This is a genomic window from Pseudoalteromonas xiamenensis, assembly GCF_017638925.1.
Lineage (GTDB): Bacteria > Pseudomonadota > Gammaproteobacteria > Enterobacterales > Alteromonadaceae > Pseudoalteromonas > Pseudoalteromonas xiamenensis.
The window spans coordinates 17,982-32,282 of the sequence record NZ_CP072133.1 but is presented as its reverse complement, the minus strand read 5'-3'; the positions used below and the strand labels follow the sequence as shown (position 1 = coordinate 32,282).

Sequence of the window (14,301 nt, the reverse complement as noted above, 5' to 3'; positions counted from 1 at the left end):
TCTAGTCTGTAAGACATACACAGCAAAACGACGTATTGACTGCGCTCGAGTTCTGTTTACTGGCGATTTAATTTTGAGGGCGAGCTGACGTCCCTGCGAGTAATCCGCCGTCGATGTTTAATTCGATCCCTGTAACGTATTTCGATTCATCAGAGGCCAAGTAAATGCATGCATACGCAACATCGTCTGGCTCGCCCATTACCTTTAATGGTACATCCGCCGCAATAGCGGCTTTTGCAACTTCAAGTTCCTCGCGGTCCGTTGGTAACATTTGAGCTCACATCGGCGTAAAAATTGCGCCAGGATGAACGGAATTACAACGGATTGAATAGCGCTTTTCAGCACAATACAGAGCGACTGATTTAGTATGGTTTCTGATTGCGGCTTTGCTTGATGCATACGCAGCCGCCGCTGGGATCCCAACTAAGCCAGAACGCGACGAAATGTTGATAATGCTACTCGCACCACGGTTTTTCATTGCACCAATGGCATATTTACACCCAAGCGCAACTCCCAGAAGATTCGTGGCATGCACGTGTTCCCATGCTTCAATACGAAAGTTTTCGGGGTCATGCGCTTCTGGAAATTCCTCAAATCCGGTTATGCCTGCGTTATTGACTAGCACATCCAAACCTCCAAACTGTGTGCTTACCCAATTAAATGTTTGTTGCCAATGCGTGTCATGTGACACGTCAAGTTGCATAAAATAGGCATTGTCACCCAACTCTGAAACCTCAAAAGGCAACGGGACCTTATCGGTTAATATCACGGTGGCGCCATGTTCTAAAAATCGTTTCGCTATTTGTAGACCAATCCCACGCGCAGTTCCCGTGATTAACGCAACTTTTTCTTTTAATCGCATAAACAATCCTTAATATTCGTTGATGCCTACTACTGCGCCAGCTCGCACCTTAACAAGCACAGTCGTTGATGATAGGTATATGGGATAACAACCATCCGACAAGTTCGTCGCGCAAAGACGATTTAGTTTGCCGATCAATTCTTGCAAATCTGCTGAGGGATCTAATGATTGAGGTAACGTTGAGGTGCTCGGCTTTGAATAGCGTGTAACAGCCTGTCTGAGTTGTTTTGCTTTTGAGATAAACGTTTGTAGTTTAACCATCTCCATTTGACGCATATTTACTAAATCCTTTAGTTATATCAAAGTAGTGTACCATAAATGTAGATATAGTAAGTCTGCTTTTTCTTACTTGGCTTTTTGAATTATGATTTCAAGATACGCAAAGGATTACAATCATATGGTCATCTTATGACAGATCAGTTACTTATTGCCTTCGGCGCACTCGGCTTGATACTGCTTGGTATGGAATGGATGAGTAGCGGACTCAAAGCTTCATCCGGACCTAAATTCCTACAAGCGCTTGAAACTTGGACCACTACGCCAATTCGAAGTGTGCTTTTTGGCACAACAGCAACGGTCGCTGTGCAAAGCTCAAGTGCGATTACTGTAGCGACAATAGGCTTTGTTAATGCAGGCGTACTCTCCTTGCGCAAGGCTGCATTTGTCGTATATGGCAGCAATGTCGGTACTTCACTTACAGGGTGGTTTATCGCGCTGGTAGGTGTGCAATTTAAAATAGACGCATTTGCGTTGCCGTTAATTGGGCTTGGCGCTGTTGCGAAGCTATTTGGTTCTAAAAGTGCCATCAAGGGTGCTGGCGATGCTGCAATTGGGTTTGGCGCCTTATTTTTAGGTTTATCTTTCCTCAAATCCAGTTTCGATGCCTCTGGATTTAGCTTAGACATTCCATTTTTGTCTGAGTCTGGACTAACTGGTTTATTGCTTGCGGTACTCATCGGTACTCTACTTACGGCGCTTATGCAGGCTTCTGTCGCCGTGATCGCTCTTGTATTGACGGCGGTGTCAACCAGTACTATGGACATACATGTGGCAGCTGCGTTTGTAATTGGCGCAAACCTTGGCACAACATCTACTGCTTTAATGAGTACGCTTGCGGCCACCGCAAATGCAAAACGGCTCGCGTGGCTACATGTTATTTTTAACTTGCTTACCGCACTAGTGGCGGTTTTATTGATGACGCCGATTCTGGAATTAATTCATCTACTTGAGGTAAAGCTTGCGATTGAGTCGAGTCCCGCTATCAGTTTAGCTATTTTCCATAGTCTCTTTAACATCATGGGAGTGCTGTTAATGTGGCCAATGACAGACCGACTCGTGGCGTGGTTGTCAAACCGTTTCAAAGGCAAAGCTGTAGCCCTAAAATACGTCGATACAAGCAGCCTTTTGCTGCCAGATACTGCGGTAAAAGCGATCGGCAATGAGCTGTTAGATCAACTTATGAAACTGGGGCATGTAGCCGCTCAGTCTGACAGTTCGGCCACATCTTTAGACAAAATCATGGATAGCATTCGTTCAAAACAAAAGCGCATCGCTGAATACTTAGATAAGTTGAGTGAAACTCCATTAACGAAAACACAAGCGCGGGCATTAACCGTTCTTGCAAAAAGCCACTTGCGTTTAGATACCGTGATCCAGTTAATTTCTAAATTAAACAATTCGTTAGCCCCTTTTAATGGAAACTTTGCAGAAGAACGAACGCTTTGGCAAAGTTTAGTAACTACGGATTATGATTCGACGAACTTTAAACGCGGATATCGAGCTTATTTAAAAAGCATTGATAAACAAAAACAGGCTATTTACAACGCCTCTTTGTCTCATAAACTTACGCATGAGAAAGCCACTGAGCTGGTCCTATCGATACATGAAGTAAAGCGGATGAATATTCAACTGATTAAAGCGTCTTCTGCGCTACGTAAACTTTTAGCTGATTATGAAATGACGGACTCGTAAACGCACTTACCATCAACCCAAGTTTGATTAACGTGAACTTCATCCAATTTGACTGAATGAACAAACGGATTCTCGGAGAGCACAACAAAATCAGCTGCGCCACCAGCTTGTAAAGCGCCAAATTGATTGGCGCTTTCAAGGCAACGTGCCGCATTTGTCGTTATGCATGCCAAGGCGCTCGATAACGGCAATGCTTCCTCAGGGTGCAACTTTCGGCGCGCAATGCCCACATATCCTGGCGCGGTCAGCATTTCTCGATTCACTGCGTGATTTAAGAGGCGAAGAGCACCTAAGGGTCGTTCTGGGAATTCACAGGAAAAAGCCATCATTGGCGATTGCTCAATTATTGTCCGATAAGGGAATAATGTTGCCGTATTAAGCTTGTCACCTCCCCGAGACAGGTTATATCCATCAAAGCCAATTTCATCGGGATACGCAATCGATGTTCCCATTAAACATGTAGGAACAGTGCTTGTGTCCTCTTGCAGTAAAGTCTTGCACACTTTTAACGGTTTTGCAGAGTGATTAACTAGGCTCAATAGACTTTCATCCGCCCTTACGCCAATGGCGGTGATCCCTTGTTTGATCGCTTCAAAAGCATAGTTCTGACTTAACTCATGCACAGATTGAAATGACAAATTTAGTTGATCTGCGGGGATAACTTTAGCTAACCACGAAAACTGGCGGCTTCTTAATCCTCTATTTTGCTCCAGAAAACGCAGAAACAGACGGATATTGGGATATCTCGCCCTCTCAGCGTCATCCAGTGTTAAATACAGTGCTGTTGCAGCAAGGCTATTCACATACGCGACGTTACCATGCTTCTCAAAAATGCAGATAGGTCGCTGCACCGCTAAGCTGTCTAGAAAGTTGATTAGATGTTCTTCTGTGTCGGTATTGTCAAATGGTGTATACGGAAGCAATTCCGCATCAAGACCGTATCCGATTAACCACTGATTCGCAGGTAGGCTCTTCTCATAATAGGAAATTGCTTTTCCGATATAGTTTAGATTGTAGTTAGGCATGGGATGTTGCCAATTTGCTTGCAGACCAAAAGGCCCTAGATGGATCCAGGAGTGTGTCGCAAGTCCTGCGAGCCAATCCACTCTCGGTAGTACGAATCCAGGTACAACACACTCACTTTCAGCTAACTCAATTGTATTTAGTTCTTTCGCGAAACCAGTATCTTTGGCAAGTTGCAATACGGACCAATAGTTCCCTATCGCTTCAACGATCCCGTTTTGGATGAATATGGCTTCGTGGTGCTGCTCTCCTGTGTAAATATTGCCTTTAACAATAAAAGTAGCGTTTAAATCTGATTTCTCTTCAATAGAGCAGACATCATTAAACCTATCAAAGACAACGTCCTCTTCGACCACCTTTTGAATACAATCAAATCGGTACTGGACTAGCGGATTAAACAACAACGCACTTGGCATAACTTACTACTTCACGCTCAAACTCAACTGACGTAATTTTAGTTCTGATGCTCGGTTTTTCCGATTACACTTCATTACAGCAAAGGTAACTTGTTTCTCACATTGCCAAAAACAACATTTTTCTCCTAAACTGAACGAAAGCCGAATCAAATTATGTGAAACATGTGTACCGATTGTTGTTGATATTCAGTTTTTTTCTTCCTTTTACTAGTTCTGCTGAAAGACCATTTAATGTGACTTATGAATATGAGTCAGAGCTTCATGTTGTAACTGGAAAAGCCTATAAAAATGGCATTTTATTTAATAATGACCGAGAAAATGTCGTTCGATTAGTCACGTTAAACTGGCCACCTTACATTGATGATTCACTTTGTAACAAAGGATGGGTCTACCAGCTCACCGTTGCCCTCTTCCACCAAGCGGGTTACGGCGTCTATATTGAATTTTTGCCTTGAACTCGTGCGGTAAGGGAAGCAGAATTGGGTAAAGCGGATGTACTGTTCCCCGAATACTTTATTGAAGCCAATGCTCCTTCTGATGTCGTTACAGGCATGCACAGGACAGATTTGCTCAGATTATCCGCACCGATCCCTGGTGGCGAAATCAACTTTTTGAAACTTAAAGATACTGAACTTGAATTCAATGGTAATCTATTGAGTATTATCAATAAAATGATAGGTGTGGTTCGTGGGTATCAAAATACGCCTGAATTTGACGCGTTGATGGACGCTGGGAAACTAAATATCGTTGAGGCGGTCGATGACCTCCAATTATCACGCCTGCTGATGAATAAACGTGTTGAGATCATTATCGGGGATCCTCAGGTCATTCAAAGCAGCATTTTGATGTCTGAAGAAACATCGGCTCAAAAAAGGCAGTGGCTCACCGAATTAGACATCGTCGAGCCAAGTTTAGCCTACAACCCACTCTATTTTGCCATTAGCAAACGGGTTAAAAACAGTTACACCATCCTAGAAAACATTAATGACGCTATTAATCGATTCAAGCAAACTGGAACACTTAACCGAATAATTGAAACTGCAAAATCACAGTGTCACCAGTACTAAGTTAGGCTGAGCAAAAGGTTATTTTTTCTCGACAAAATCTAAAACAGTAGCATTAATACAGTATCTATCTTCACCATTTGGTCCCTCACCTTTAAAAACATGCCCCAAATGAATACCGCTCGACTTGGAACGCAGCTCAGTTCGCACCATGCCATGACTCAAATCTTGATGAAATGTTACACTTCCCTCTACCGGTTTTGTAAACGATAACCATCCAGTTCCTGAATTAAATCTATCCGACGTTCTAAAGAGTTCCGCACCACTCAACTTATCAACGAATGTGCCTTCTTTGGTATATTTAAACAATTCGTATTGCTTACAGAACGGTCTATCGGTACTTTTCGAAAATGCCACGTGGAATGCTTCTGTATCGCCTAGTTTGAACGCGCCCAGCGCTTTATAAAATGAATCTCGGTCCATAAATCCTTGCACGCCATACACTTCTATTCCATTGTCCATGAATAAAATAGTGGGTGTTGCCCAAGTCGCCGTTTTCACAGTGAGGCCGTCTAGTTGGTCTGCAAAACGGTAGGTAATCTGAATATCACCTTGATAGTCATTAACTACTTTGCCTTTGAACTTTTCGCAGTACGGACAATAACTTCGCGACTCTATTACCACTATGTGCTTACCCTTTTTAAGTAAGCTATTGTCCACCGCCATTTCTTTCTTTGCTTTAAAAACAACCCCTGTGCTGTGGTCTGGGCAATAGCCATTTGGATTTTTCGCAAGATAGTTCTGGTGATACTCTTCAGCTGGAAAGAAATTGCTCAAAGGCTTTATGATTGTCGTTATTTCGCCATACCCTCCGCTTGTCAACAAGCGTTGATACTCCTGCTTGACCTGTTTCGCTTCTCGAAGTTGTTCATCATCCGATGTCAAAATAATCGAGCGATATTGCGTCCCTATGTCGTTACCCTGCCGATTCAATTGAGTAGGATCATGGCTTTCAAAATAGGCCTCAAGTAATTTTCGAGTCGCCAACTTTTGCGTGTTGTAAGTTACTTTCACCACCTCCGCATAGTTATTAGGATCCATTTTACGTGATCGTTTTGTTATCTCTCGGTAGGTCGCCATGAAGCCGTTCCCATCCGCATAACCCGATTCCGCGTCAATCACGCCATCAAGCGACTCATAACGTTTTTCAGCACCCCAAAAACATCCTGAACCTAACACGATTGTCTTTAAATGGGTGGATGCCTGAGTTTCAGTCGCGGCTAGAGTGTGACCTGAAGCAATAAGCATTAAGCCTAAAATTAATGATATTAATACGCGCATTACATTTCCTAAATTGACGTGCTCTGAAAATAGAGACCTTAGAAACGATTAAGATATTTCACCAATTTATCTATCCCAAATTTTCATAACTTCACCGCGTGGAAATAGGCACACCCAATAATTTGCTGTAAAAAGCGCAAGTCAAATTATTTGGAGATTTGCAATGTCTACTATCCGTACAGTCGCATTGACTGCTGCAATGATAGCGAGCGCCTCCGCATTTTCTGCGGACGTTCAGTTTTCACAAAAGCTAAACGCTGAAGCCGGTACATTAGTACTGTTTAAGAATGAACTCATTAGCGCAAGTTACCCTTTCTTGCATGAAATGACGCAACAACAGCTCGAAAAGGCAATGCAAGCTGCTCAGTTCAATGGTAAACACGGTGATTTTATTGAGGTGCTCGCACCAACAAACAGTAACTATGACCGCATCGTCATTGCTGGCATTGGCCATAAAAATGAGTCTCAATGAAAGTACGATGACGAAACTCGGCGGCAATCTCCACGGTTATTTAATCAAAAAAATGGTCAAGCAAGCCGAAATCGCATTTGATGATGTAGAGGGCGCTATCCCAAATAACGAGTCTCGCTGCAGAATTAGCGCACGGTATTCGTCTACGCGACCACACCTTTGACGAGTACAAAACTTCAACCGTCTCTCACGATTTGCGCTATCTTTTCGATGTTAAAAACACCGATGCTACAGAACGTGCGTACCAACAACTAATGCATATTCAACAAGGCGTATTTTTAGCGCGTGACTTAACTTCCGAAGTTGCGAGTGAAATGACACCTGTAGACTTTGCGAATTCAGCTAAAGAATTGGAATCCCTTGGCGTTACGGTAACCGTCCTCACACCAAACGAAATGAAGACGTTAGGTATGGGCGCGCTAGAAGGAGTTGGGCGCGGAAGCGTTGATGGCGCTCGACTTGTTGTTGCACATTATAAGGGGTCAGACACATCACCCATCGCGCTAATTGGAAAAGGGATCACATTTGATTCCGGTGGATACAGCATAAAAACAGGTGCTTCTATTGCGCGTATGAAGTCTGACATGGCGGGGGCTGCAGCAGCACTAGGTACAGTAAAAGCGATGGCCCTTAGCAAAGCAAAAGTTAATGTAGTGGCTGTAATGGGTATGGCTGCTAACATGGTGTCTCAGTATTCTATTGCGCCCGGTGACGTACTTCGAACCGCACAAGGCACTACGGTCGAAGTCGTTAACACAGATGCCGAAGGCAGACTCGTTCTAAGTGATGCCATGTGGTATGCGAGAACCTATTTTAAACCAGATATCATGATTGACATCGCGACATTAACCGGCTCAAAAGTCAGTGCGCTTGGCGATCGCTATGCTGGCATTTTTTCAACAGATGATGAACTCGTTACGCAACTAACCATTGCAGGAAAAACGGTTAATGAGCAAGTGTGGCGTTTACCGCTTGGGTATGAAGACCAGCTCAAATCAGATATTGCCGATCTAAAAAATATTGGCAGTGGTGGCCCTGGCGCAACAACTGCCGCGGCATTTTTACAGCATTTTGCTGGAGATACGCGTTGGGTACACTTGGACATTGCGGGCAATGCTTTAGCGTCGAAAAGTCAGGGTGAAGTACCGGCTGGTGGAACCGGATTTGGAGTTCGTTTGCTGAGCGAATGGCTTTTAAGTAACTAGTCGTACCAAAAAGGTCATGCATTTGCGTGACCTTTTCGTTATTCTCAAATAAAAATAATTAAGCTGTACAAAACACTATGCTGAATTGCTATGTCCTTTCACCATCAATATTGGTCTTTGACGCTATTGCTGGTAAGCCGTCCACGGAATTAGTTGATCCGTTGACCTTCCTTGCAATTCAACAACATTGTACGTTATCGGAAGATTTTATCGATATTGTGCCTACGGCAAACAGCATCACGTTGTATTTGAGAGATCTAAAACGCCGTGAATTCTGGCAAAATTATATTCTGGAACATTATCTAAAATTTGAATACCAACGTGCCAATGCCACAGTCCATCACGTACCCACCCGCTATGGTGGCGCCTATGGTGTTGACCTTACTGCCTTGTCTGCTCTATTGAACCTGTCAGTCGATGAGATAATTACGCAGCACAGTTCTTTCGAATACATCGTCTCATTTATGGGTTTTTTACCCGGATTTGGCTACCTAACTGGTCTACCTCCTGCTCTTCACGTTCCGCGGAAAGCAGTTCCATCAACCAAAGTCCCTCGTGGTTCTGTTGCTATTGCCGAAGCACTAAGTGCCATATATCCAAGTGCATCGCCGGGTGGTTGGCATGTGATTGGTCAAACCGATTTAAAACTTTTTGAGCTCCACTTCACCTCACCCATGCCTGTTTAAACCAGGCGATGTTGTTCGATTTGAGGCACTCAATGATTGAAGTAATTAACCCTGGTCCACTTTCCACGGTTCAAGATTTAGGACGATTTGGTCATCGACAACAAGGTATTCCGCAGTCAGGAGTGCTTGATCCTCTCGCCTTGATCATAGGGAATCGTTTGCTCGGTAATGAGGACGACGCTGCTGCTATTGAAATAACGGCAGGCAACGCTGTTTTCCGTTTTATGGAAGACTGTTCATTTGTGCTGATGGGCAGCAGTCTCAATGCAACACTTAACGACATGCCAATACACAGTGGATGGTGCATGCAAGCCAAACAAGGCAATGTATTAAGACTCAAAGGATCCCAACATGCGTTGAGAAGTTATTTATGCTTCGCTGGTGGCATCGATGTTCCGCTGGTTTTAAATTCCCGCTCTACGGATATTCAGGGGCAGTTTGGTGGGTTGTCTGGAAAGCCATTACAATCAGGCACTGTTATTTCGTTATTTAAACCACACCAAACACAGGTATCCGCACAAGGCGCACTTCAACCGCCCTACTTCAATCACATCCGAGTTTTACCTGGTCCTCATCTCGCTTGTTTTGACGAACACTGGAAGTTACGGTTTACTGAAAAACCATGGTCGGTTCAATTATCGAGTAACCGCATGGGTACTCGCTTGATACGGGATGATGTCGAATTTTTTAACCACAATATTCGCATTCCATCTCAAGCCGTTCATCCAGGTGTGATCCAACTCCCACCGAGTGGAGAAGCGATGGTTTTACTAGCAGATTGCCAAACGACAGGGGGTTATCCAATCATCGGACAAGTGATTGAGGCGGATTTGCGGCATTTTACTCAACTGGGTGCAAGTGAACCTGTTTACTTTGAATTTGTGGATATAAACACAGCAACAAAAGCACACGAAACGACATTATTCCATTTAAATCGAATTAATATTGCAATAGAGAACAACAAGAAAAAATGACTGAATTAAATTTGCTCCCTCTCATTGGGATCGTGGTCGTTGTCGCGGGATTTGCCTTTCGCTTCAATCCTTTACTGGTAGTCACTTTAGCAGGCCTAATTACTGGTTGGGCCGTTGACTTAGATTGGCTATCGCTTATTTCAACGTTCGGCGAAAAATTTATGAACGCTCGCCAACTCGCGAGCCTACTGCTCATTCTGCCTATCATCGCATTACTCGAACGCTATGGACTACAACAACGGGCGAAAGACTGGATAGCAAGTATCAAAAGTGTAACGAGTGCACGCATCTTAATGGTTTATTTTGTTGTCCGCGAATGTTCATCCGCACTTGGATTACTGAGTTTGGCAGGTCAAGCGCAAACCGTTCGTCCACTGCTTGCTCCAATGGCTTTAGGTGCTGCTGCGAATACCTATGGTCCACTGCCAAAGGAAATCCAAGATAAGATTAGTGCACATGCAGCAGCCTGCGACAACATCGCGATGTTTTTTGGCGAAGACATCTTTATCGCTTTTGGTGCTGTATTGCTTATGGATGCGTTCTTAAGAGAAAATGGAATTCAAGGCATCGAACCACTCCATATTGGACTGTGGGCTATTCCGACCGCACTTGCTGCGCTGATATTTCATTGTTTTAGACTTGCTCGTTTAGAAGCCTCGCTCAGTCAAGACGTGCAAAAATATATCCAACAAAAGCAAGAAACGTCAGTGGTTGAAGGAGAAATGCAATGAATGTCATTTCAACCACAACTTCATTGGCACCGCCTGCCGTGTTTGAAATTAATCATGTCTTTCTTGTCATCGGCTTGCTTGTCGCCTTTCTAGTAATTAAAACACTTAAAGACAAAGGTCATCCCAAACGCTACTCCACCGCATTATTTTGGGGATTATTTGGTAATGTTTTTTTGTTTGGTGATATATCAATAACTCTTTTTGGCGAGCAAGTCACTCACGTGTGGGTTGGCTTTTCCGTCATTGCAATAGCCCTACTAGCCGGCTTTGGGTATGTATCACAGGGCACATACGAGCAGTTATCCGAACAACAAAAAAAGCAAAGTGCCGATAGCATAGGTAATAAACTTTTTATTCCTGCTGTACTGATCCCCATCATTACCGTCATTAGCACAGTACTTTTGTCAGATATCAATCTCTTTGGTTTGTATTTATTTGATCAACAGCACATTACTCTTGGAGCGTTAACATTAGCTTGCCTCGTTGCGTTACTTGTTGGTTGGAGATACACCGGTGGTTCACCGTTGATCGCAGTAGGCGAATCAAGGCGCTTAGTCGATTCAATTGGCTGGGCAGCTATTTTACCTCAGATGCTTGCGATGTTGGGCGGAGTGTTTATCGTTGCGCAAACGGGCGATTCAATCAAAGAACTGGTCACGCTATTTGTTACACCTGAAAACAAATTTATGCTTGTGGTTATTTATTGTGTTGGAATGGCTATATTTACCATGATAATGGGCAATGCTTTCGCCGCATTTCCAGTCATGACAGCGGGTATAGCTATGCCGTTCCTGATTGAAATGCACGGCGCGTCCCCTGCTCCTTTAGTCGCACTAGGCATGTATTCAGGCTACTGTGGTACGTTAATGACACCTATGGCCGCCAATTTCAATATTGTGCCCGCGGCATTACTTGATTTGAACGACAAGTATCAGGTCATTAAAGTGCAAATTCCAACTGCTTTAATGCTGCTGACTTTTAATATTGTTTTAATGTATTGGGTAATTTTCTGATGGCTAAACAAGCAAAACCCTGCGTTTTAGTAACTGGCTTTGCCCCTTTCGGTGGCGAAACAATTAACCCTTCTTGGGAAGCGGTAAATCAACTCGAAGGTCTCGCGATTGGCAGACAAGAAAGCCATATTATTCATACCAAAGAACTGCCCTGTGAATTTAATAGCGCTTTGGATGCGCTTTATCAAGCAATCGATAAGTATCACCCCAGTGTTGTATTGTGTGTCGGTCAAGCAGGCGGGCGAAGTAGCATAAGTATCGAGCGCGTTGCGATTAACGTCGATGATGCTCGTATTCCTGATAACGCAGGAAATCAGCCGATCGATACACCAATTGTTCAAGATGGACCAGCCGCGTATTTCACTGCATTACCGATCAAACGCATACTCAAAACCTTACAAGAAAATGGCATACCGAGCGAAATTTCAAACACTGCAGGTACTTACGTTTGCAATCATGTCATGTATGGATTATTGCATTACTTTCAGAGCCAGCAGTTGTCTTGCCAAGGCGGTTTCATCCACATTCCTTATTTACCGACTCAGGCAGTGCACCATTCCGGTGCGCCAAGCATGTCACAAGAAATGGTGAAAAAGTCGCTTCTCGCCATACTCAATGAATCACTTGAGTATAAACCAGACCTAAAAATAAGCGCGGGGACAACCCATTAACCCGTTTGCACCAATTTAGTTCAAATTGCGCACCACATCAGTGCGCAAATTACACTAAAAAACTTCCAGTTAACATGTGACTTACGATTTCTTTTCTGTTAAATGTAAGGTGACTCAGAGCTAGTTTGTCTAAAACACTTGAATATGCCAGTTTAAATAACGACTCTCGTTGATTTAAATGTCACTGTTGATTATTTCAAGTTATCTAGATAAGCCTGGCATCTTAATAACATTAACACAGGAATGAGGTCTCTATGTGTTCGATTTTTGGTGTACTTGAGCTTCGCAGTGATCCTGCAGAGCTTCGAAGTCAAGCAATTGAAATGTCTAAACGACTACGTCACCGTGGTCCCGATTGGTCTGGCGTATACTCATCAGATAAAGCGATTTTGGTTCACGAACGTCTCGCCATCGTTGGTGTTTCGAGTGGTGCTCAACCACTTTACAATCCTGAACGTACTCATGTTCTCGCCGTTAATGGTGAAATTTATAACCACAAACAACTCGCTAAATCTCTCAACGTCGATTTTGAGTTCCAAACCGAATCAGATTGCGAAGTTATTCTCGCGCTATATAAAGAGAAAGGCCCCGAATTTTTAGATGATTTAAATGGCATTTTCGCGTTTTGTTTGTATGACGAAGAACAAGATGCTTACTTAATTGGCCGTGACCACATTGGTATTATTCCGTTGTACACAGGGCGAGATCAGCATGGTAACTTCTACGTCGCTTCGGAAATGAAGGCGCTTACACCAATTTGTACTCAAATTGAAGAATTTCCACCTGGCCACTATTTATATTCAAAAGAAGGCTCGCCAAGACGATACTATCAACGTGAATGGCAAGCATATGATGCCGTTTCAGACAACGATGCATCGCCTGAAAAAGTCAGAGAAGGCTTAGAAGCCGCGGTTAAACGCCAATTGATGTGCGACGTGCCATACGGCGTATTACTTTCAGGTGGCCTAGATTCTTCTGTTATCTCTGCCATTACACAAAAATTCGCGGCTAAGCGAATTGAAGATGACGACGCATCTGATGCATGGTGGCCCAAACTCCACTCATTCTCAATAGGCCTAGAAGGTTCTCCTGATTTAGCTGCCGCGCAAAAGGTGGCTGATGAAATAGGCACGGTTCACCACCCTATTCACTTCACCGTCCAACAAGGGATTGATTCACTCAAAGAAGTTATCTATCACCTTGAGACGTACGATGTGACAACGATCCGAGCATCAACACCAATGTATCTGATGGCACGTTACATTAAAGCCATGGGGATCAAAATGGTACTCTCGGGTGAAGGTGCTGATGAGTTATTTGGTGGTTACTTGTACTTCCATAAAGCGCCAAACGCAAAAGAGTTCCATGAGGAGTTGAACCGTAAAATCAGCAAACTACATATGTTTGACTGTTTGCGTGCTAATAAATCAATGGCCGCATGGGGTGTCGAAGCTCGCGTGCCGTTTTTAGACAAAGAGTTTGTCGATATCGCGATGCGCGTTAACCCTGAACAAAAAATGTGTAAAGACGGTAAGATTGAAAAACACATAGTTCGCAGTGCATTCGATGGTTATTTGCCTGATGAAGTCTTATGGCGACAAAAAGAACAATTTTCCGATGGCGTCGGCTATAGCTGGATAGATTCACTGAAAGAATTTGTCGAGACACAAGTGTCAGATCAGGACTTAGCAAATGCGGCTTTCCGCTTCCCAATCAACACGCCAGACAGCAAAGAAGCGTACTACTACCGCACCATATTTGAATCGCATTTTCCTGGGGAAGCTGCAGCTAAATGCGTCCCTCATGGTAAATCAGTCGCTTGCTCTACACCAGAAGCACTTGCTTGGGATGCAAGTTTTGCAAACAATGCTGACCCTTCAGGGCGCGCAGCGGTGTGCATAACGCAGCTTATAAACAAAAGTAATCGAAAAG

11 protein-coding genes and 3 pseudogenes are annotated in these 14,301 nt (G+C 43.7%); 10 read left to right on the top strand and 4 right to left on the bottom strand.

Features of this window, described 5'->3' with window-relative positions; all coding sequences use genetic code 11:
* Positions 1-67 precede the first annotated feature (67 nt).
* Together J5O05_RS00365 and J5O05_RS00360 are read right to left on the bottom strand one after the other, a co-directional pair.
* Positions 68-862, bottom strand: a pseudogene (locus J5O05_RS00365) (SDR family oxidoreductase).
* 9 nt (positions 863-871) lie between these two features.
* Positions 872-1,138, bottom strand: a complete 267-nt coding sequence (locus J5O05_RS00360; protein ID WP_208843114.1) for a hypothetical protein — start codon at positions 1,136-1,138, stop codon at positions 872-874.
* Positions 1,139-1,270: 132 nt separating this feature from the next.
* On the opposite strand from J5O05_RS00360, the gene J5O05_RS00355 reads away from it, so the two are divergent.
* Positions 1,271-2,833 carry a Na/Pi cotransporter family protein gene (locus tag J5O05_RS00355; protein WP_208843113.1) on the top strand — a complete coding sequence of 521 codons (1,563 nt, stop codon included), beginning with the start codon at positions 1,271-1,273 and terminating at the stop codon, positions 2,831-2,833.
* Here the strand turns inward: J5O05_RS00355 and J5O05_RS00350 are convergent.
* The gene (locus J5O05_RS00350) at positions 2,812-4,272 is read right to left on the bottom strand and encodes an amidohydrolase family protein (RefSeq protein ID WP_208843112.1); all 1,461 of its coding nucleotides are present in this window, start codon (positions 4,270-4,272) and stop codon (positions 2,812-2,814) included. The genes J5O05_RS00355 and J5O05_RS00350 overlap by 22 nt on opposite strands.
* A 233-nt stretch (positions 4,273-4,505) precedes the next feature.
* Here J5O05_RS00350 and J5O05_RS00345 point away from each other — a divergent pair, with 233 nt between their 5' ends.
* On the top strand, positions 4,506-4,727 hold the full coding sequence (locus tag J5O05_RS00345; protein WP_208843111.1) for a hypothetical protein: 222 nt from the start codon (positions 4,506-4,508) through the stop codon (positions 4,725-4,727).
* 24 nt (positions 4,728-4,751) lie between these two features.
* Positions 4,752-5,339, top strand: coding sequence for a type 2 periplasmic-binding domain-containing protein (locus tag J5O05_RS00340; protein WP_208843110.1), 588 nt, complete (start codon positions 4,752-4,754; stop codon positions 5,337-5,339).
* Between the two features lie 18 nt (positions 5,340-5,357).
* Here J5O05_RS00340 and msrA read toward each other — a convergent pair whose 3' ends face one another.
* On the bottom strand, positions 5,358-6,584 hold the full coding sequence (gene msrA, locus J5O05_RS00335; RefSeq protein ID WP_244370036.1) for a peptide-methionine (S)-S-oxide reductase MsrA: 1,227 nt from the start codon (positions 6,582-6,584) through the stop codon (positions 5,358-5,360).
* 196 nt (positions 6,585-6,780) lie between these two features.
* Between msrA and J5O05_RS00330 the strand changes: the two are divergent.
* The 7 genes and pseudogenes from J5O05_RS00330 to asnB all read left to right on the top strand — a co-directional run bounded on the left by J5O05_RS00330 (position 6,781) and on the right by asnB (position 14,293).
* Positions 6,781-8,294 (top strand): annotated as a pseudogene (locus tag J5O05_RS00330) (leucyl aminopeptidase).
* 77 nt (positions 8,295-8,371) lie between these two features.
* A complete protein-coding gene (locus tag J5O05_RS00325; RefSeq protein WP_208843108.1) occupies positions 8,372-8,980 on the top strand; it encodes a 5-oxoprolinase subunit B family protein in 609 nt (202 codons plus the stop codon).
* 32 nt (positions 8,981-9,012) lie between these two features.
* Positions 9,013-9,954 (top strand): 5-oxoprolinase subunit C family protein, encoded by a 942-nt coding sequence (locus tag J5O05_RS00320; RefSeq protein WP_208843107.1) that lies wholly within the window; start codon positions 9,013-9,015, stop codon positions 9,952-9,954.
* Entirely contained in the window at positions 9,951-10,685 is a 735-nt protein-coding gene (locus J5O05_RS00315) for a DUF969 domain-containing protein (protein ID WP_208843106.1), read from the top strand. Before J5O05_RS00320 ends, J5O05_RS00315 begins: the two co-directional genes overlap by 4 nt.
* Positions 10,682-11,698: a DUF979 domain-containing protein gene (locus tag J5O05_RS00310; RefSeq protein WP_208843105.1), complete on the top strand. Its 1,017-nt coding sequence runs from the start codon at positions 10,682-10,684 to the stop codon at positions 11,696-11,698. The genes J5O05_RS00315 and J5O05_RS00310 overlap by 4 nt, the downstream gene beginning before the upstream one ends.
* Entirely contained in the window at positions 11,698-12,369 is a 672-nt protein-coding gene (gene pcp / locus J5O05_RS00305; protein WP_208843104.1) for a pyroglutamyl-peptidase I, read from the top strand. The genes J5O05_RS00310 and pcp overlap by 1 nt, the downstream gene beginning before the upstream one ends.
* Before the next feature lie 254 nt (positions 12,370-12,623).
* A pseudogene (gene asnB / locus J5O05_RS00300) lies at positions 12,624-14,293 on the top strand (asparagine synthase B).
* Positions 14,294-14,301 lie beyond the last annotated feature (8 nt).